Annotated in this window: 13 protein-coding genes and 1 pseudogene; 7 read left to right on the forward strand and 7 right to left on the reverse strand. The window is 38.5% G+C overall.

From position 1 onward, the window contains the following. Positions 1-83: 83 nt before the first annotated feature. Complete coding sequence (locus tag IW22_RS11960) at positions 84-524, reverse strand: DUF6646 family protein (protein ID WP_034726846.1); 441 nt, start codon at positions 522-524, stop codon at positions 84-86. A 106-nt stretch (positions 525-630) separates the two neighbouring features. Between IW22_RS11960 and IW22_RS11965 the strand changes: the two genes are divergently transcribed. Beyond that, positions 631-1383, forward strand: coding sequence for a nitrilase-related carbon-nitrogen hydrolase (locus IW22_RS11965; RefSeq protein ID WP_034726847.1), 753 nt, complete (start codon positions 631-633; stop codon positions 1381-1383). A gap of 55 nt (positions 1384-1438) precedes the next feature. On the opposite strand, the gene IW22_RS11970 is transcribed toward IW22_RS11965, so the two are convergent. From IW22_RS11970 to IW22_RS11995, 6 genes are all read right to left on the reverse strand, one after another. Further along, positions 1439-2701, reverse strand: a complete 1263-nt coding sequence (locus IW22_RS11970; RefSeq protein WP_034726848.1) for a type II toxin-antitoxin system HipA family toxin — start codon at positions 2699-2701, stop codon at positions 1439-1441. 2 nt (positions 2702-2703) lie between these two features. Further along, on the reverse strand, positions 2704-2970 hold the full coding sequence (locus IW22_RS11975) for a helix-turn-helix transcriptional regulator (RefSeq protein ID WP_034726849.1): 267 nt from the start codon (positions 2968-2970) through the stop codon (positions 2704-2706). Positions 2971-3289: 319 nt separating this feature from the next. Next, the gene (locus IW22_RS11980) at positions 3290-3589 is read right to left on the reverse strand and encodes a thioredoxin family protein (protein WP_034726850.1); all 300 of its coding nucleotides are present in this window, start codon (positions 3587-3589) and stop codon (positions 3290-3292) included. Between the two features lie 61 nt (positions 3590-3650). Beyond that, positions 3651-4028, reverse strand: coding sequence for a rhodanese-like domain-containing protein (locus tag IW22_RS11985; RefSeq protein ID WP_051891211.1), 378 nt, complete (start codon positions 4026-4028; stop codon positions 3651-3653). Between the two features lies 1 nt (position 4029). Beyond that, positions 4030-5439, reverse strand: a complete 1410-nt coding sequence (locus IW22_RS11990) for an MBL fold metallo-hydrolase (protein WP_034726851.1) — start codon at positions 5437-5439, stop codon at positions 4030-4032. Between the two features lie 114 nt (positions 5440-5553). Further along, positions 5554-6624, reverse strand: coding sequence for a hypothetical protein (locus tag IW22_RS11995; RefSeq protein ID WP_034726852.1), 1071 nt, complete (start codon positions 6622-6624; stop codon positions 5554-5556). A gap of 137 nt (positions 6625-6761) precedes the next feature. Between IW22_RS11995 and IW22_RS12000 the strand changes: the two genes are divergently transcribed. The 6 genes and pseudogenes from IW22_RS12000 to IW22_RS12025 all read left to right on the forward strand — a co-directional run bounded on the left by IW22_RS12000 (position 6762) and on the right by IW22_RS12025 (position 14655). Further along, positions 6762-8288: a helicase HerA-like domain-containing protein gene (locus tag IW22_RS12000; protein WP_034726853.1), complete on the forward strand. Its 1527-nt coding sequence runs from the start codon at positions 6762-6764 to the stop codon at positions 8286-8288. 91 nt (positions 8289-8379) lie between these two features. Then, positions 8380-8700 (forward strand): hypothetical protein, encoded by a 321-nt coding sequence (locus IW22_RS12005; protein WP_034726854.1) that lies wholly within the window; start codon positions 8380-8382, stop codon positions 8698-8700. After that, a complete protein-coding gene (locus IW22_RS12010) occupies positions 8685-9908 on the forward strand; it encodes a PolC-type DNA polymerase III (protein WP_034726855.1) in 1224 nt (407 codons plus the stop codon). The genes IW22_RS12005 and IW22_RS12010 overlap by 16 nt, the downstream gene beginning before the upstream one ends. 236 nt (positions 9909-10144) lie before the next feature. Beyond that, positions 10145-11344 carry a diaminopimelate decarboxylase gene (gene lysA / locus IW22_RS12015; protein ID WP_175548931.1) on the forward strand — a complete coding sequence of 400 codons (1200 nt, stop codon included), beginning with the start codon at positions 10145-10147 and terminating at the stop codon, positions 11342-11344. A 332-nt stretch (positions 11345-11676) separates the two neighbouring features. Then, positions 11677-13411 (forward strand): annotated as a pseudogene (locus tag IW22_RS12020) (thiamine pyrophosphate-dependent enzyme). After that, positions 13411-14655 carry an MFS transporter gene (locus IW22_RS12025; RefSeq protein ID WP_034726857.1) on the forward strand — a complete coding sequence of 415 codons (1245 nt, stop codon included), beginning with the start codon at positions 13411-13413 and terminating at the stop codon, positions 14653-14655. Before IW22_RS12020 ends, IW22_RS12025 begins: the two are co-directional and overlap by 1 nt. The last annotated feature ends 13 nt before the right edge of the window (positions 14656-14668 follow it).

Below are 14668 nucleotides of genomic sequence, written 5' to 3' on the forward strand. Positions count from 1 at the left end.
TTTGCAAAGGTAACAATTATCAAAACTATGCCAAATAAAAAAGCCCCTCTAAATGAGAAGCTTTGTCATATATTTAGCGGATATTACAGATTGAAAGAAACACCGATACTGCCGTTGTTGCCTACTTCTGCAAAAACGCCCACTTTCTCTGTGAAAAAGTAACGGGCTCCAATGTGCGCCCCGATTCCAAAATCCTTACCCAGCACTCCTATGTCTACACCGGGATAGATGTCCCACTTGGAAGGCAGATCAAGCGCTTCCTGAAGGTGGAAATTCAGTCTCCCGAATACAAAAACACGGTTGTCTTTGTCATTATCTTTATAGTCACCAAAATACGCATTCAGACCGGCACCTACTGATATAAGCTTGTTCAGCCCATAGTCATAAGTTCCGGTAACTCCCGTTCCATAACCCCATGCACTCAGTCCCAGCTGAATTTTCTGGTCCCCTTTTCCTGTATAAGCCTGAGCGTTGGCAGCCGTTCCGAAAAAAGCGATCATCAACACAAAAAACAATTTCTTCATAAACTTTACTTTTTATTAAATGATAATAATGAAAAATATCCTCATCAAAAATAGAACCGAAATCATTGGAAAATCGTATTTTTATTGAAGTTATTTAACAAAGTTTATGAGAATAGCAGGACTTAATTTAGATATTGTCTGGAAAAATAAAGACAAAAATTTTCAACTGATCGAAGAACACTTTAAAGAAGTAGAGGCTGATATTTTCCTGCTTCCTGAAATGTTCTCTACCGGTTTCTGCATGGATGCGGCTGAAGTTTCGGACAGAAATGAAGAATCTCTGGAGTTTCTGAAGAAAATGGCTAAAGAAAAAAATGCAGCCTTCTGTGGGAGTGCTCCTGTAGAACAAGGAGGACATTTTTACAACAGAATGTACTTTGTGCAACCTGATTCTGAAGGTTTTTTCTATGATAAAAGACACCTTTTTTCCTTTTCGGGAGAAGATAAAGTGTATAGTCCGGGATATAAAAGAATGATTGTGAATTATAAAGGATTCAGGATCCTGCTGCAGGTGTGCTATGATCTTCGTTTTCCTGTTTTTGCGAGAAATAATGACGATTACGATGCCATCTTGTATATTGCCAACTGGCCTGAAAAAAGAGTAGGAGCCTGGGAGCATCTTTTAAAGGCAAGAGCCATAGAAAACCTGTCTTTTGTTTTTGGTTTAAATCGAATTGGAACAGACGGAAATAATCTTGTTTACCAGGAAAGCTCACACTGCTTTTTTGCCGACGGAACGGAAATTTCTCAAAAGAACGGAAATATCATCTCCGCAGAGCTGAATATGGAAGAATTAAAAGATTTCCGGAAGCACTTTCAGTTTCTGAACGACAGAGACCGGTTTTCAATTGAATTATAGACGTAGGTTAAGGTGTATATAACCCAAATGATAAGCTATGAAATTATAATTTGAGTTATATACGGATAAATTCAGATTCAATCTTGTCTATAACTTTAGACGGGATATCCTGCTCTTCGGAAAACTGTCTGAAAAGGCTTGTTGCTGAAACGATATCATCAATGATAGGCGCTGGATTTTTGACAGTGAACTGATCTGCTATTGTAAGAATATCTTTTCTGGTAATGCCATTTCTTTTTCCGTTAACTGACATTGCTCTGGAAACTCTGGTGTAATTTTTTAAAGCATCAAGCGGATAAGTTAAATCGTAGGCAGGAGCGAGGTTCCAACGGTCTTTTTCAGTAGTATAAATGAAAGAGAAATTTTTTAAATGATCATCACTATTGGCAAAAACAAGATTAAAAACCATTCGCCTGAAAAGCTGTTCAATATCTTTGTGAGGAAGCCTGAGATCTACAGACAATCTGAAGAGGTTCTCATATGATGAATTTTCCGGCTTTTTAAAATCCCAGCCAGTCATTCCCGAAGCGGTAAGAATATGTTGTTTCTCTCCGTGTTGACGGTCAAAACGTAAAGTGGCAAAATGTTTATCATCAATTATTTTAGAATCCATCATTTCAATTCCCAATGTTTTGGCAATCTGGTAGTAAATAAATTCTACTTTCTCCTTAGAATATCCCTTGTTTTCTTCCACTGAAAGTTTTATCAGATAATGATGGTAGTCTATCGACGTTTCTAAATCACCGGCTACTAAAAGACCTGTTTTTTTATGTTCTGAAACTAAAATCTTGGGTCTCGCACCCCCTGCAGAAGTTCCGATCTTGAAAATATTGAGTAATGCCAAATCGCTCAATCCCTTTTCCCGAATAGATGTTTTAATATCAAGAACCTTTTTTACTACTTCAGCTATTTCCTCCACATCTATTGAGCTATTCGATCTGATATCTTTGGCCGGAGCGAATTCCAGGGCGCCCATTCCTCTTTGGCCAATGTAGGTAAGTTGTTGTAACGGAGGGATATTGATAAAATCTTTTTGAGTAGCTTCCAGCCATTCTTTAAAAACAATATTTCCAAAATAATCGGGCAGAGAATCCGCTATCATTGGAGGCAAACCCCGGAAAGATTCACCTTCAAATTCTGAAAAAACCTGAACATTTGGACTTCTCCTGATGATGTATGGAAATATTCTTTTGTACAGGTCTCTTTCCAAAAAAGCAGGATTATATTGAAAAGATGATTTGCGCTGATTTTCATCATAGCCAATTTTTCCAATTTCTAAACCCTGAAAATGAACAGATATAATTTGATTTTTAGCCATATCTAGTACATGGAAGGATGATCTTTAATGTTTTCTATTTTTTCGGTAACGAATTGATTAACTGATTTGATTTCATCAAAATGCTGTAATACTTTCAATACCGTTTCCAGCGTGGGATTTTCCCCGTTTTCAAGTTTAGCAATGGTGAATCTGGAAAGACCCAGCTCTTCAGCTAATTCCTGTTTTGTAAGACTTTCTGCTTTACGCATCTCTCTGCACCAGGTTCCAATACTGTTTTTAACGTCTTTAATAGTAACAAAATCGAGCATGATATGTTTGTTATAATAAACAAATATAGCTATTATTTAGTTAAATGATTATTATAATGCGCAAATTGTTAGTGTTAAGTTGAGAAGGTATTTAAAAATTTAGATAAAATTAGTAAGGGTTATTCATTGGATTAAAAACGCTCATGTACAGCCGAAAACAAAAAACTGATGTAATCCAACGGACTTTCTCTTTGCTGATAGTTTTATGAAAAACGCTTGATTTTGAAAGCGAAAAATAGGGCTTATGTGTCTTAAAGGAATTTAAGATTCAACGTTGCATGCAGTAGGATTTTAAGCCTGAACCTCAGCCTGAACCTCATTAAGCATATTGTTTAAGCAGTTCCGTAAGTGAATTTACATCGTGGACACCGCTTTCTTTCCATAAGAGTTCACCATTTTTGAAGACCGCAAGGGTGGGAACACCTCTCACTCCATACTGAGCTGCCAAAGCCGGATATTGGTCTACATCTACTTTGATGATTCTGGCTCCTTCGCCTATATTTTCCTTTACAGTATTTAAAACGGATGACTGTACTTTACATGGCTGACACCACGTGGCAAAAAAATCAATAAGTACCGGTCTTTCCGAATTGATGATTTCCTGAAATTTTTGTGACATAGTTATGGTTTTTTGTAAACCATCAGGCTTCATAAGATCAATCCTGATGGCTCATTGTATTTTATTTTCCGGATGTTGTTTCTTCCTGAATAGCTTTTACATTTTTCCAGCTGGTGCCGTCGTAAGCTTCCACGCCGTTTTTCTTTAAGATTTCCATGGCCTGGTCAGCCTGAATTCCTTTATTGCAGAAAACAACCACCTTTTTGCCTTTCAGCGAACTGATGTTGTTCTGTATTTCAGCCAAAGGAATGTTGACAGCACCTTTTGCGGTTCCTGCTTCATACTGTTCCGGAATTCTTACATCTACCAGTGTGACATCAGAATTGTTAACAATTTGTTTGATGTCTGCTTTCGGATAGTCAGCTGTATCTGTTGTTTTACAGGCTGTTAACGCTAAAGCGGGAATCAGAATGTATCCGAAGAACCTTCCCTTTAGCATGCTATAATGTTTTTGACTGACAAACAAAATCTGTAGTCGGTAATTTTTCTGTTTTTTTGATGCCGTTAAAGCCTCCTTCTATTTCAGTAAAATTCCTGATTCCGTGTGCGTTAAGGATGCTTGCTGCGATCATGCTTCTGTATCCTCCGGCACAGTGCAGGAAGAAATGCTCAGAATCATCAATGGTTTTTACCCAATCGCTGATGGTGTCTAATGGCTTATTGAATGCATTGTCAACATGCTCAGCAGAATATTCAGTCAGTTTTCTTACATCGATTACTTTAACATTTTCTGTAAAATGTTCAGCGAATTCAGCGGGAGTTATCCTTTTAATTTCGTCAGTTTCTTTTCCGGTAGATTTCCATGCTGCAAAGCTTCCGTCTAAATATCCTACCACATGGTCGAATCCGACTCTGCTTAATCGGGTAATCACTTCTTCTTCAGTTCCTTCATCGGCAACAAGAAGAATAGGGTGTTTTACATCTACAATCATATTTCCAACCCACGGAGCGAAATCTCCTTTTAAGCCTATGTTGACAGAATTAGGAATAAATCCTTTATGAAATTCTGCAGGGCTTCTTGTGTCTAAAATCAATGCGCCTGTTTCTTCAGCAAAATCCTCGAAATCTTCAGCAGCAATGGGACTTAATCCTTTATTCATTACTACATCCAAGCTTTCATATCCGCCTTTGTTCATCGCTACATTCATTCCGAAATATTTCGGTGGAGCGGTAAGGCCGTCAAGAACTTCTCTGATAAATGATTCTTTGTCCGGCTGATTAAGCGCATAATTGGTTTTTTTCTGATTTCCCAGAATATCCACGGTTTCTTTCTGCATATTTTTTCCGCAAGCTGAACCGGCACCGTGTGCGGGATAAACCGTAATGCTGTCATCCAGTGGAAGAATTTTGGTATGAAGACTGTCATACAGAATTCCTGCAAGATCTTCCTGAGTAAGATTGGTTGCCTTCTGTGCAAGGTCCGGTCTTCCGACATCTCCTAAAAACAGGGTGTCACCGGTGAAAATGGCGGTTTCAGTTCCGTTCTCATCGATCAAAAGGTAAGTGGTGCTCTCCATCGTATGTCCGGGAGTATGCAGTACTTTGATTTTTATGTTTCCGATCTCAAAGATCTGGTTGTCTTCAGCGATGATAGCCTCAAATGCAGGCTGTGCGGTAGGTCCGTAAACAATAGGAGCTCCTGTTTTTTTACTTAGATCCAAATGTCCTGAAACGAAATCAGCGTGGAAATGGGTCTCGAAAATATATTTTAAAGTTACATGGTCTTTCTCAAGACGATCCAGATAAGGTTTAACCTCTCTCAAAGGATCAATAATCACAGCTTCATTTTCTGATACAATATAATATGCTCCCTGGGCCAGGCATCCTGTATATATTTGTTCAACTTTCATCTTATTTATAAACAATTTTGTTATTGATATTAATCTACAAAAATCGGGTTTTATTTTTAAAACAGGTCATTATACAGAAACTATAACGATAGAATAAATCTATTTACCCGTTATTTATTCTAATTTATAAAATATTTTATATAAAATCTGATTGGTATCTTCTGAAATATTTTTGTCTATCCTGAACTGAATATACTCGTCTTTCCTAGCTGCACCCTGCTCATAATTAATCAGCCTGTTGTATTTTTCGTAAATATGATCTTTAATTTTTCCGTTGTCCGCTATTCGGATCATTTCATCAAAGTACTTTTTAGTATCCTGGTCCATTGTCCAGTCTTTTTCATGTTTTTTATAAAAATCTATCATTTTTTCAATGGCAAATACCTCAGAATCAACATTCATATCATTGAAACCTGTGAGCAGTTCTTTCTTTTCCAAATGAGTAGCCAGCCATTCAATTTTTGCCTGTGCAGCAGTGATGGTAGAATTAATCATCATAGAATCTCTTTTGACCACAGGAGAGAGAACGATGTCCGGAGTTCTGCTTATCGGAAGAGGTCTTTTAGAGGCAATATTCAGCAGTCCGAAATAGTTTTCGGTTTTGTCTTTTAATTCCGCGATCTGATCTGAGGTCATATCATCACTAGATATTCTGATCTTAAAGCCCCAGCCTCCACATTCATAGATCGCGAGAAGAGACTTTTTGTCGGTGTATTTTACCCCTTTAAAAAAATCAGGCTGCCCCATGGAATGATTAAAAATAGAATACATATAATTAACTTTCAGGTGCTCGTTGGAAGCGCTCCCGAATGAAGGTTTGAGATCGGTACCTTTATTGGAATTTTGGTTAAGAGCATACTCGTAGGTAGAAAATTCATCTCTTAACAGCTGATTATCAATTTCTTTTTTAGGATAAATATAGAGGGTAAGTGTTGTTTTATTTTTTTTCGTTGTTTGCTGAACGTAGCCTACTGCCACATGATTGTTTTTAAGATCATAAGAGTAGATCGCTTCCCGCTGAAATCCTGACCATAACGCCGGGAATATAGTGGAGGTTGATTCATGGGTGTAATCTCCTTTTGCCGATAACTTGGCAGGCTGTGTCCTTTGTTGGGAGAAAACGGTTGCGAATACAAGAGAAAAAATAATCAGTAAATTTTTCCTGAACATAATGGGATGCTGCATATTAAATAAGTTGTACTTTTTTATACTAAATTAAGTATTATTTGTACAAGTTAAAACTAAATTTAATCATGTAATATGACTTTAATACCCGAATATTTTACAAAAACTTTTATATTTATAAGTTAAAAAAAGATCAGATGGCAGACAAAACACAATTTATTGAAGAACTGAATTCAAGATATACTCCAAAGGGAGAACACATTATACTGGGAAAAGGAATGCTGGACGGGGAAGTTGTCCCGGACGTAAACGTAACGATTCCTTTGAAAACAATCAACCGACACGGACTTATTGCAGGAGCTACAGGAACAGGTAAGACGAAAACACTTCAGGTTTTTGCAGAACAGCTTTCTCACGCCGGAATTCCTTCTTTGGTTTTAGATATTAAAGGAGATTTTTCTGGAATTGCAGAAGCGGGGCAGATGAATCCCATCATTGAAGAAAGGTATGCTAAAACGCAGCTTCCTTACAATCCACAAGCCTTTCCGGTAGAACTGATGAGTATTTCCGGAGGAAAAGGGGTAAAGCTTAGAGCGACCGTGACAGAATTCGGACCGGTTTTATTAAGCAAAATTCTTGAACTGAATGATACTCAACAGAGTATTATGTCTATTGTTTTCAAATATTGTGATGATAAAGGTCTTCCATTAATTGATTTAAATGATTTAAAAAAAGTTCTGCAGTACGTAACAGACAATGCACAGGGAAAAGCTGAACTGGCGGCCAACTATGGCTCTATCGCTTCGGCTTCTTTGGGTACGATTCTAAGATCTATCGTTGCCCTTGAACAGCAGGGTGCTTCTGATTTCTTCGGTGAATTAAGCTTTGATGTTCATGACCTTCTTGAAACCAGAGATGGAAAAGGAGTCGTAAATATTTTAAGAGTAGCTGAAATCCAAAGCAAACCACAACTGTTCTCTACATTTATGCTGTCGCTTTTTGCTGAAATTTATATGACTTTTCCTGAAGAAGGAGACAGTGGGAAACCGAAATTGGTTCTTTTCATAGACGAAGCCCACCTGATTTTTGATGAAGCTTCAAAAGCATTGCTTTCACAAATTGAAACTATGGTCAAATTGATCCGTTCCAAAGGAGTGGGGATTTATTTTATCACTCAGATTCCGGGAGATGTTCCTGAAAATGTTTTGTCTCAGCTGGGATTAAAGATTCAGCATGCTTTGAGAGGATTTACAGCAAAAGATAAAAAAGAAATAACGAAAGCTGTTGAAAACTATCCGACAACGGAGTTTTATAATGCATCAAGCCTGATCCAGAATCTGGGAATCGGAGAAGCATTTGTGACCGCTTTGGATGAAAAAGGGATTCCTACACCGCTTGTTCACACCTATCTGATTTCTCCGGAATCCAGAATGGATGTTTTAAGTGATGCGGAAATCTCAGAATTAACCGGAAATTCTGCTTTGGTGGCCAAATACGAACAGCCTGTTGATAAAGAATCAGCATATGAAATATTAACGAACAGAATGGAGCAGGCAGCCCAAAATTCTGCACCTACCCAAAAGACAAAGCCGGTGAAAGAAGAGCCGGGAATGTTTGAACAGGTGCTTCAAAGTAAAGCAGGAAGAACTTTTACCAGCACTTTGATGCGTGAAGGGGCAAAAGCCATCCTGGGAATGTTCGGATTGGGAGGAAGAAGGAGATAAGGTTTTAAAATTAATTCTATAAAAAAATAATCCTGCTAAGAGAAGAGTATCAGCTTTTTATTGGATCGGATCGGCAGTTTTGAAGCTGGCAATGGACAGTATCAATGCCCGTTTTACTTTTTTTGACATATTTTTTGTTATTTTAGCAGGACTGCCTTTACTGGTGGATAAAAAATGGCTGTATCAGTTATTTGGCGGAATAATTTTCGTTGATCAGTCTGTGTGTATGTTCTACGGTGTTCTTGTGGATATCAAAGACAGGCAACAGATACAATTGCAGCTGAGATGGACAGATGGCATGGGTTATGTACTAAGGCTCATAAGTTTATGTTCCGGGCTGATGATGACGGGAATTATTAATATTAATCAAAAAAATAGCAGTATAACTACAATTCAATGTATTCGATTATAGATATAGAAAGTAATGGTGCAGGTTATAGAAATGAATGCATTATAGATATAGCCATCTACAGGTACGATGGCCAGAAAATTACTGACCAGTTTATATCTCTCGTAAATCCTGAAAGCGATATTACTCCTTTTGTGCAGAAACTGACAAGTATTACGCCTAAAATGGTCAAAACCGCTCCTAAATTTCATGAAATAGCCAAAAGAGTCATTGAGATCACTCAGAATACCATCCTCGTAGGGCATAATATTGATTTTGACTACAGAATGCTGCGTCAGTCTTTCAAAAGGCTGGGGTATGATTTTCAGACCAGTACTTTAGATACCATTCCTTTAGCGAAGAAAATGATCCCGGATGAGGTAAGTTACTCATTGGGGAAACTGGTGAAATCGCTTGGAATTCCGTTAACGAATCACCACAGGGCAGATGGTGATGCAAGAGCAACATTGGAACTGTTCAAACTGCTGATCTCAAAAGATACAGAGAATGAAATCATTCAGAAGCAGCATGACGAAACCAATGCCAAGACCTACATTAATAAAATCAAAATCCTGACTCAGGATCTTCCTAATGAAAAAGGTTTTGTCTACTTCCAGAATGAAGCAGGAAAAATCATTTTATCGGATTACGTTCAGGATATCAATAAATTTTCAAAGAAAGTCTTTAATTCCAAATCCAAGAGGTGGGAAGAGATTCAGAGAGAGGTTGAGCAGATCAATTATGAGCTTACAGGTTCAGATATTATTGCCAAGCTGATCCTGAACTCCAAAAATATTAAGAAAAAAGAAGCCTTTCAGTTCGGATTGTATTTCAAAAACAATAAATACATTGTTGAAAAAAATAAGCTCAATAAAGGCGAAAAGCCTATCCTAAAATTCAAATCATTTACGCAGGGTACAAAAGCCGTTCAGTTTATCAGTCTAAATGAAGAATTTAATGACGTCAATGTTTTTATGAAAAAGATTGATTTCAGAAAAAGAAATGAATTATGGCTGGGACAGGGAAAAAAATTAGGAGAAAAAATGTTCCTGATTATTGAAAACGGAAAAGTCATGTCTTATGGTTTTTACGACCTGTTTACGCAGATTCAAACGATGAGCAAGCTTGCGAAATTGAAAATTGATCTTCCGTTGCCTTCTGCAGATCTGCATAATGATCTTCAACTGGCGCTGCTTCGCGGTGATTTTGAGACACTACCATTACCGAAATAATTTTTATCAAAAGAAGACGGTTTCAAATGAATTCTCCTGAAATAAAAAATAAATAGTATTTTTGTAAAAAATAAATAGAAGCAATGCAACATTTTAAACAAATTAAAACTGGAAAGAAGGGAACTGTAAAGTTCTCTAAGGTTTGGAATATTTAAAAGACTTGTCTTGCATAAAAATAATCAATGTGGCAGGCTCTTTATCTAAGAATCTGCCTTTTTTTATGTTAAAATGAAATTATGAATTCAAAAGAATTATTAAAGATTGCCAATGATTTTGGCACCCCGGTGTATGTTTATGATGCTGAATCCATCAAAGTTCAATATGAGAAACTTACATCTTCTTTTTTAAAACACACCAAGTTTTTTTATGCGGCAAAGGCGCTGACCAACATCAACATTTTGAAGTACGTCAAGAACTTGGGTGCTTCTTTGGATTGTGTATCTATTAATGAAGTCAGACTAGGACTAAAAGTAGGATTTCCGAAAGAGAAAATACTGTTTACTCCCAACTGTGTAGACCTGGCTGAAATAGAAGAAGCAATGGCTTTCGGAGTTCATATTAACATAGATAATATTTCTATTCTTGAGCAGTTCGGGAATAAGTACGGAAATACATATCCCATCCTTGTAAGAATCAATCCGCATATTTTCGCAGGCGGAAACTATAAAATTTCAACGGGACATATCGATAGCAAGTTCGGGATCTCTATCCACCAGGTTCGTCATATCGAAAGAGTGATGAAAAGTACCAACCTTAATGTGGAAGGCCTTCATATGCATACAGGAAGCGAAATCAAAGATCCGGACGTTTTCCTTCAGGCACTGGATATCATGCTGGAACTTTCTGAGCATTTCCCAAATCTTAAATATCTGGATATGGGAAGCGGTTTCAAAATTCCTTATCAGGACAGTGAAGAAGAAACGGACGTGAGAACATTAGGTAAGAAGGTAGAAAAAGTAATATCCGATTTCACAAAATCTACAGGAAGAAAATTCGAATTATGGTTTGAGCCGGGAAAATTCTTAGTAGGAAAAAGCGGATATCTTTTAGTAAAAGCTAATGTCATTAAGCAAACGACAGCTACTGTATTTGTAGGCGTAAATTCAGGATTTAATCACCTGATCCGTCCGATGTTCTACGATTCTTATCACAAGATCGAAAACCTTTCTAATCCAAAAGGAGCAGAAAGAATCTATACGGTAGTAGGAAACATCTGCGAAACCGATACTTTTGCTTGGGACAGAAAACTGAATGAGGTAAGAGAAGGGGATATTCTGGCTTTCCATAATGCAGGAGCTTACGGTTTTGAAATGAGTTCAAACTTCAATTCAAGATTAAAACCGGCTGAGGTGCTGTTCTTAGACGGAAAAGCACTTCTAATCCGTAAGAGAGATGAATTTGAAGATCTGTTAAGAAATCAGATAGAAGTAATTTAATATCAACTATAAATAACAAAGACTCCGCAGATTAATGCGGAGTCTTTTGTTTTAGAAGTTAGAAGCTAGACATTAGAATTTAGTGATGAAGATAAAACAATAACTCATCAACTTAATAAGGATGAACCAGCAACCAGCAACTGACAACCAATTAACCTCCCAATTTTAATTTCTCTTAAACCTGTTGAAATTTTAATACTATAGAAACCTAAGAATTGTAATTTATTAGCTAAATTTGAGAGAGGTAAGGATTTTTTCATGCTTAAAATGCCTGCCCATCTATATTTTCTTCAGTATTCTATAACTAAAATAACCACCAAAAAATAGTAATTATGGCTAAAAACATAGCAGAGCAGATTGTTGAAATGCTCGAAAATGCCAATGTGAAAAGAATTTATGCAGTAACCGGCGACAGTCTTAATCATCTTAATATTGCCGTGAAAAAAAGCAGCATCGAATGGATCCATGTAAGACATGAAGAAGTAGGTGCCTACGCCGCTGCAGCAGAAGCTGAGCTCGATGGTTTTGCGGTTTGCGCAGGAAGCTGTGGCCCGGGACACGTTCATTTGATCAATGGAGTCTATGAAGCGCACAAATCGCATGTTCCGATGCTGGTTATCGCGTCCACGATTCCAAGCGACGAAATGGGGATGGATTATTTCCAGGAAACCAATACCATAAAGCTGTTTGATGACTGCAGCCATTACAATCAGATGATCACCAGACCTGAACAGGTACAGAGAACATTGCAGACAGCAATCCAGCATGCCATTTCAAAAAAAGGAGTAGCCGTGATCGGACTTCCGGGAGATGTGTCAGAGCTTGATGCCGAAGAAGGATCTACTTCTACCCAGATATTTAAAACAAACCCTGTGATCAGACCTTCAGACGACGAACTGAAACGTCTGGCAGCTTTGATTAATGAAAGCAAAAAAGTAACGCTGTATTGCGGAATCGGGGCAGGAGAAGCCAATGCTGAGGTAGTAGAGTTGTCAAAATTTTTAAAAGCTCCGGTAGGGTATTCTTTCCGTGGGAAAATGGCCATTCAGCCTAATAATCCTAATGAAGTTGGACTTACTGGCCTTCTGGGATTTCCATCCGCGTATCATGCGATGCACGAGGCCGATCTTCTGATCATGTTGGGAACCGATTTTCCGTATCAGAAATTCATGCCGGTAAAAAATAAAATTGTTCAGATCGACGAAAGCCCCGAAAGACTGGGTAGAAGAGCGAAACTTGAACTTGGACTGGCCAGGAGATGTCAAAGAAACCATTAAAGCTTTGCTGCCGTTACTTGAAGAAAAAACAGATATCCACTTCCTGAATGAGCAGCTGGCATTTTATGAAAAAGTTAAAGAAAATCAGCTTACATACGTGAAAGATTCCGGAAAGGAAGATGCCATTCAGCCTGAATATGTAGCGCATACTTTAGATCAGCTGGCTAAAAAAGACGCCATTTTTACGGTAGATACAGGAATGTGCTGTGTCTGGGGAGCCAGATTTATTACAGGAACCGGCGAAAGAAAAATGCTGGGATCTTTCAATCACGGATCGATGGCCAATGCGATGCCGATGGCTATCGGAGCTTCTTTGGCTCATCCGGGCAGAGAAGTAATTGCCCTGTGCGGAGATGGCGGATTGTCTATGCTTCTCGGAGATATGGCAACGATCTTCCAATATAAACTTCCGGTCAAATTAATTGTTTTCAATAACAGAACCCTCGGAATGGTAAAACTGGAAATGGAAGTAGGCGGAATGCCGGATAATGAAACCGATATGATCAATCCGGATTTTGCCATGGTCGCACAGGCGATGGGCTATCCCGGAAAAAATGTTCACAAGCCGGAAGAAGTGGAAGACGCTATAAAAGAATGTCTGGCCTATAACGGACCTTACCTTCTCAATATATTCACCAATCCGAATGCACTCGCTCTTCCTCCGAAAATAGATTTCGATCAGGTATTGGGCATGACGAAATCTATGGCTCAGCTCATGTTGGGTGGAAAAATGGAAGAAGTTCTGGATACGGTGAAAACCAATTACAAACATATTAAAGGACTGCTGTAATGAGTGCCTCCTTAAAAAGATTTTATATTATTGCCTGGGTATTCGGGCTGGTGTTTTACTTTCTGGACTATGTGGTCCGTTCTGCACCGGCAGTGATGATCCCGGAATTGGTCAGCAATTTCAGTACAACAGAACTGAAGCTGGTCAGTCTGATCGGAACCTATTACTATACGTATTCCACCTGTAGTTTGATTGCAGGAATAGCTCTGGATAAATTCGGAGGGAAAAGATCTCTTTTTGCCGGAGCTTTAATTCTGGGAATCGGCTGTCTGCTTTTTCTCGCATCTGCCTATTCAGGCGGTGTAGCAGGAAGACTGCTTCAGGGAGCAGGATGTGCTTTTGCATTTCCGGGATGTGTCTATCTGGCAAGTAAAGGTTTTTCTTCCAAATCCCTGGCAACCGCTGTCGGATTTACACAATGCATCGGAATGCTGGGCGGAACTGCCGGACAGTTTGTGGTAGGACCATGGGTTGAGGAAGGTATTAATATTGATACTTTTTGGCTTTGGTCAGGGATTATTACCGTAATTACAGCATTCTGTCTGTTTTTGGTCATTCCTGGCGAAAAACAATCTGAGGTGCAGTCTGGAGAAGCGGTTAAAAGAGTAGGATATTTAGAACCGTATAAGATCGTTTTCAAAAATCCTCAATCCTGGCTGTGCGGTATTATTTCCGGACTTCTGTTTGCGCCAACGACGATATTTGCCATGACCTGGGGTGTTGCCTTCTTTGAAAAGGACAAAGGCTTCGTATTTCATGATGCCGCGATCACCAGTGCTATGGTGGCTTTTGGCTGGGTATTCGGATGTCCGCTTTTAGGATTTATTACAGATAAAATTGGAAGAAGAAAACCCGTTCTGATAGGCGGGGCAATACTGATGATTGTAAGCTTTCTGCAGTTGATCTACTTTCCTGAACTGTATCCGGCGAAGATCAGTATGTTTATTTTCGGGCTTGGCTCCGGAGCTGCAATGATTCCGTATTCTATCATTAAAGAAGCCAATCCGGATTATGTAAAAGGAAGTGCTACAGGTGCTATTAATTTTATTACTTTCGGAGTAACGACCTTGGTGAGTCCGCTATTCAGTATGTGGTTTGGGAAAAGTCTGGAAGCTTCATCCGGGGATATGCATTTTCAGTATTCCATATTATTCTGGATCACAGGAATTGTACTGGCAGTTTTGATTTCATTTATGTTAAAAGAAACGGGAAGTAAGGCACAGGAACAAGCTTTGAATGCTTAAAAGAAATTTAAAT

This window comes from Chryseobacterium sp. JM1 (assembly GCF_000737715.1).
Classification (GTDB): domain Bacteria; phylum Bacteroidota; class Bacteroidia; order Flavobacteriales; family Weeksellaceae; genus Chryseobacterium.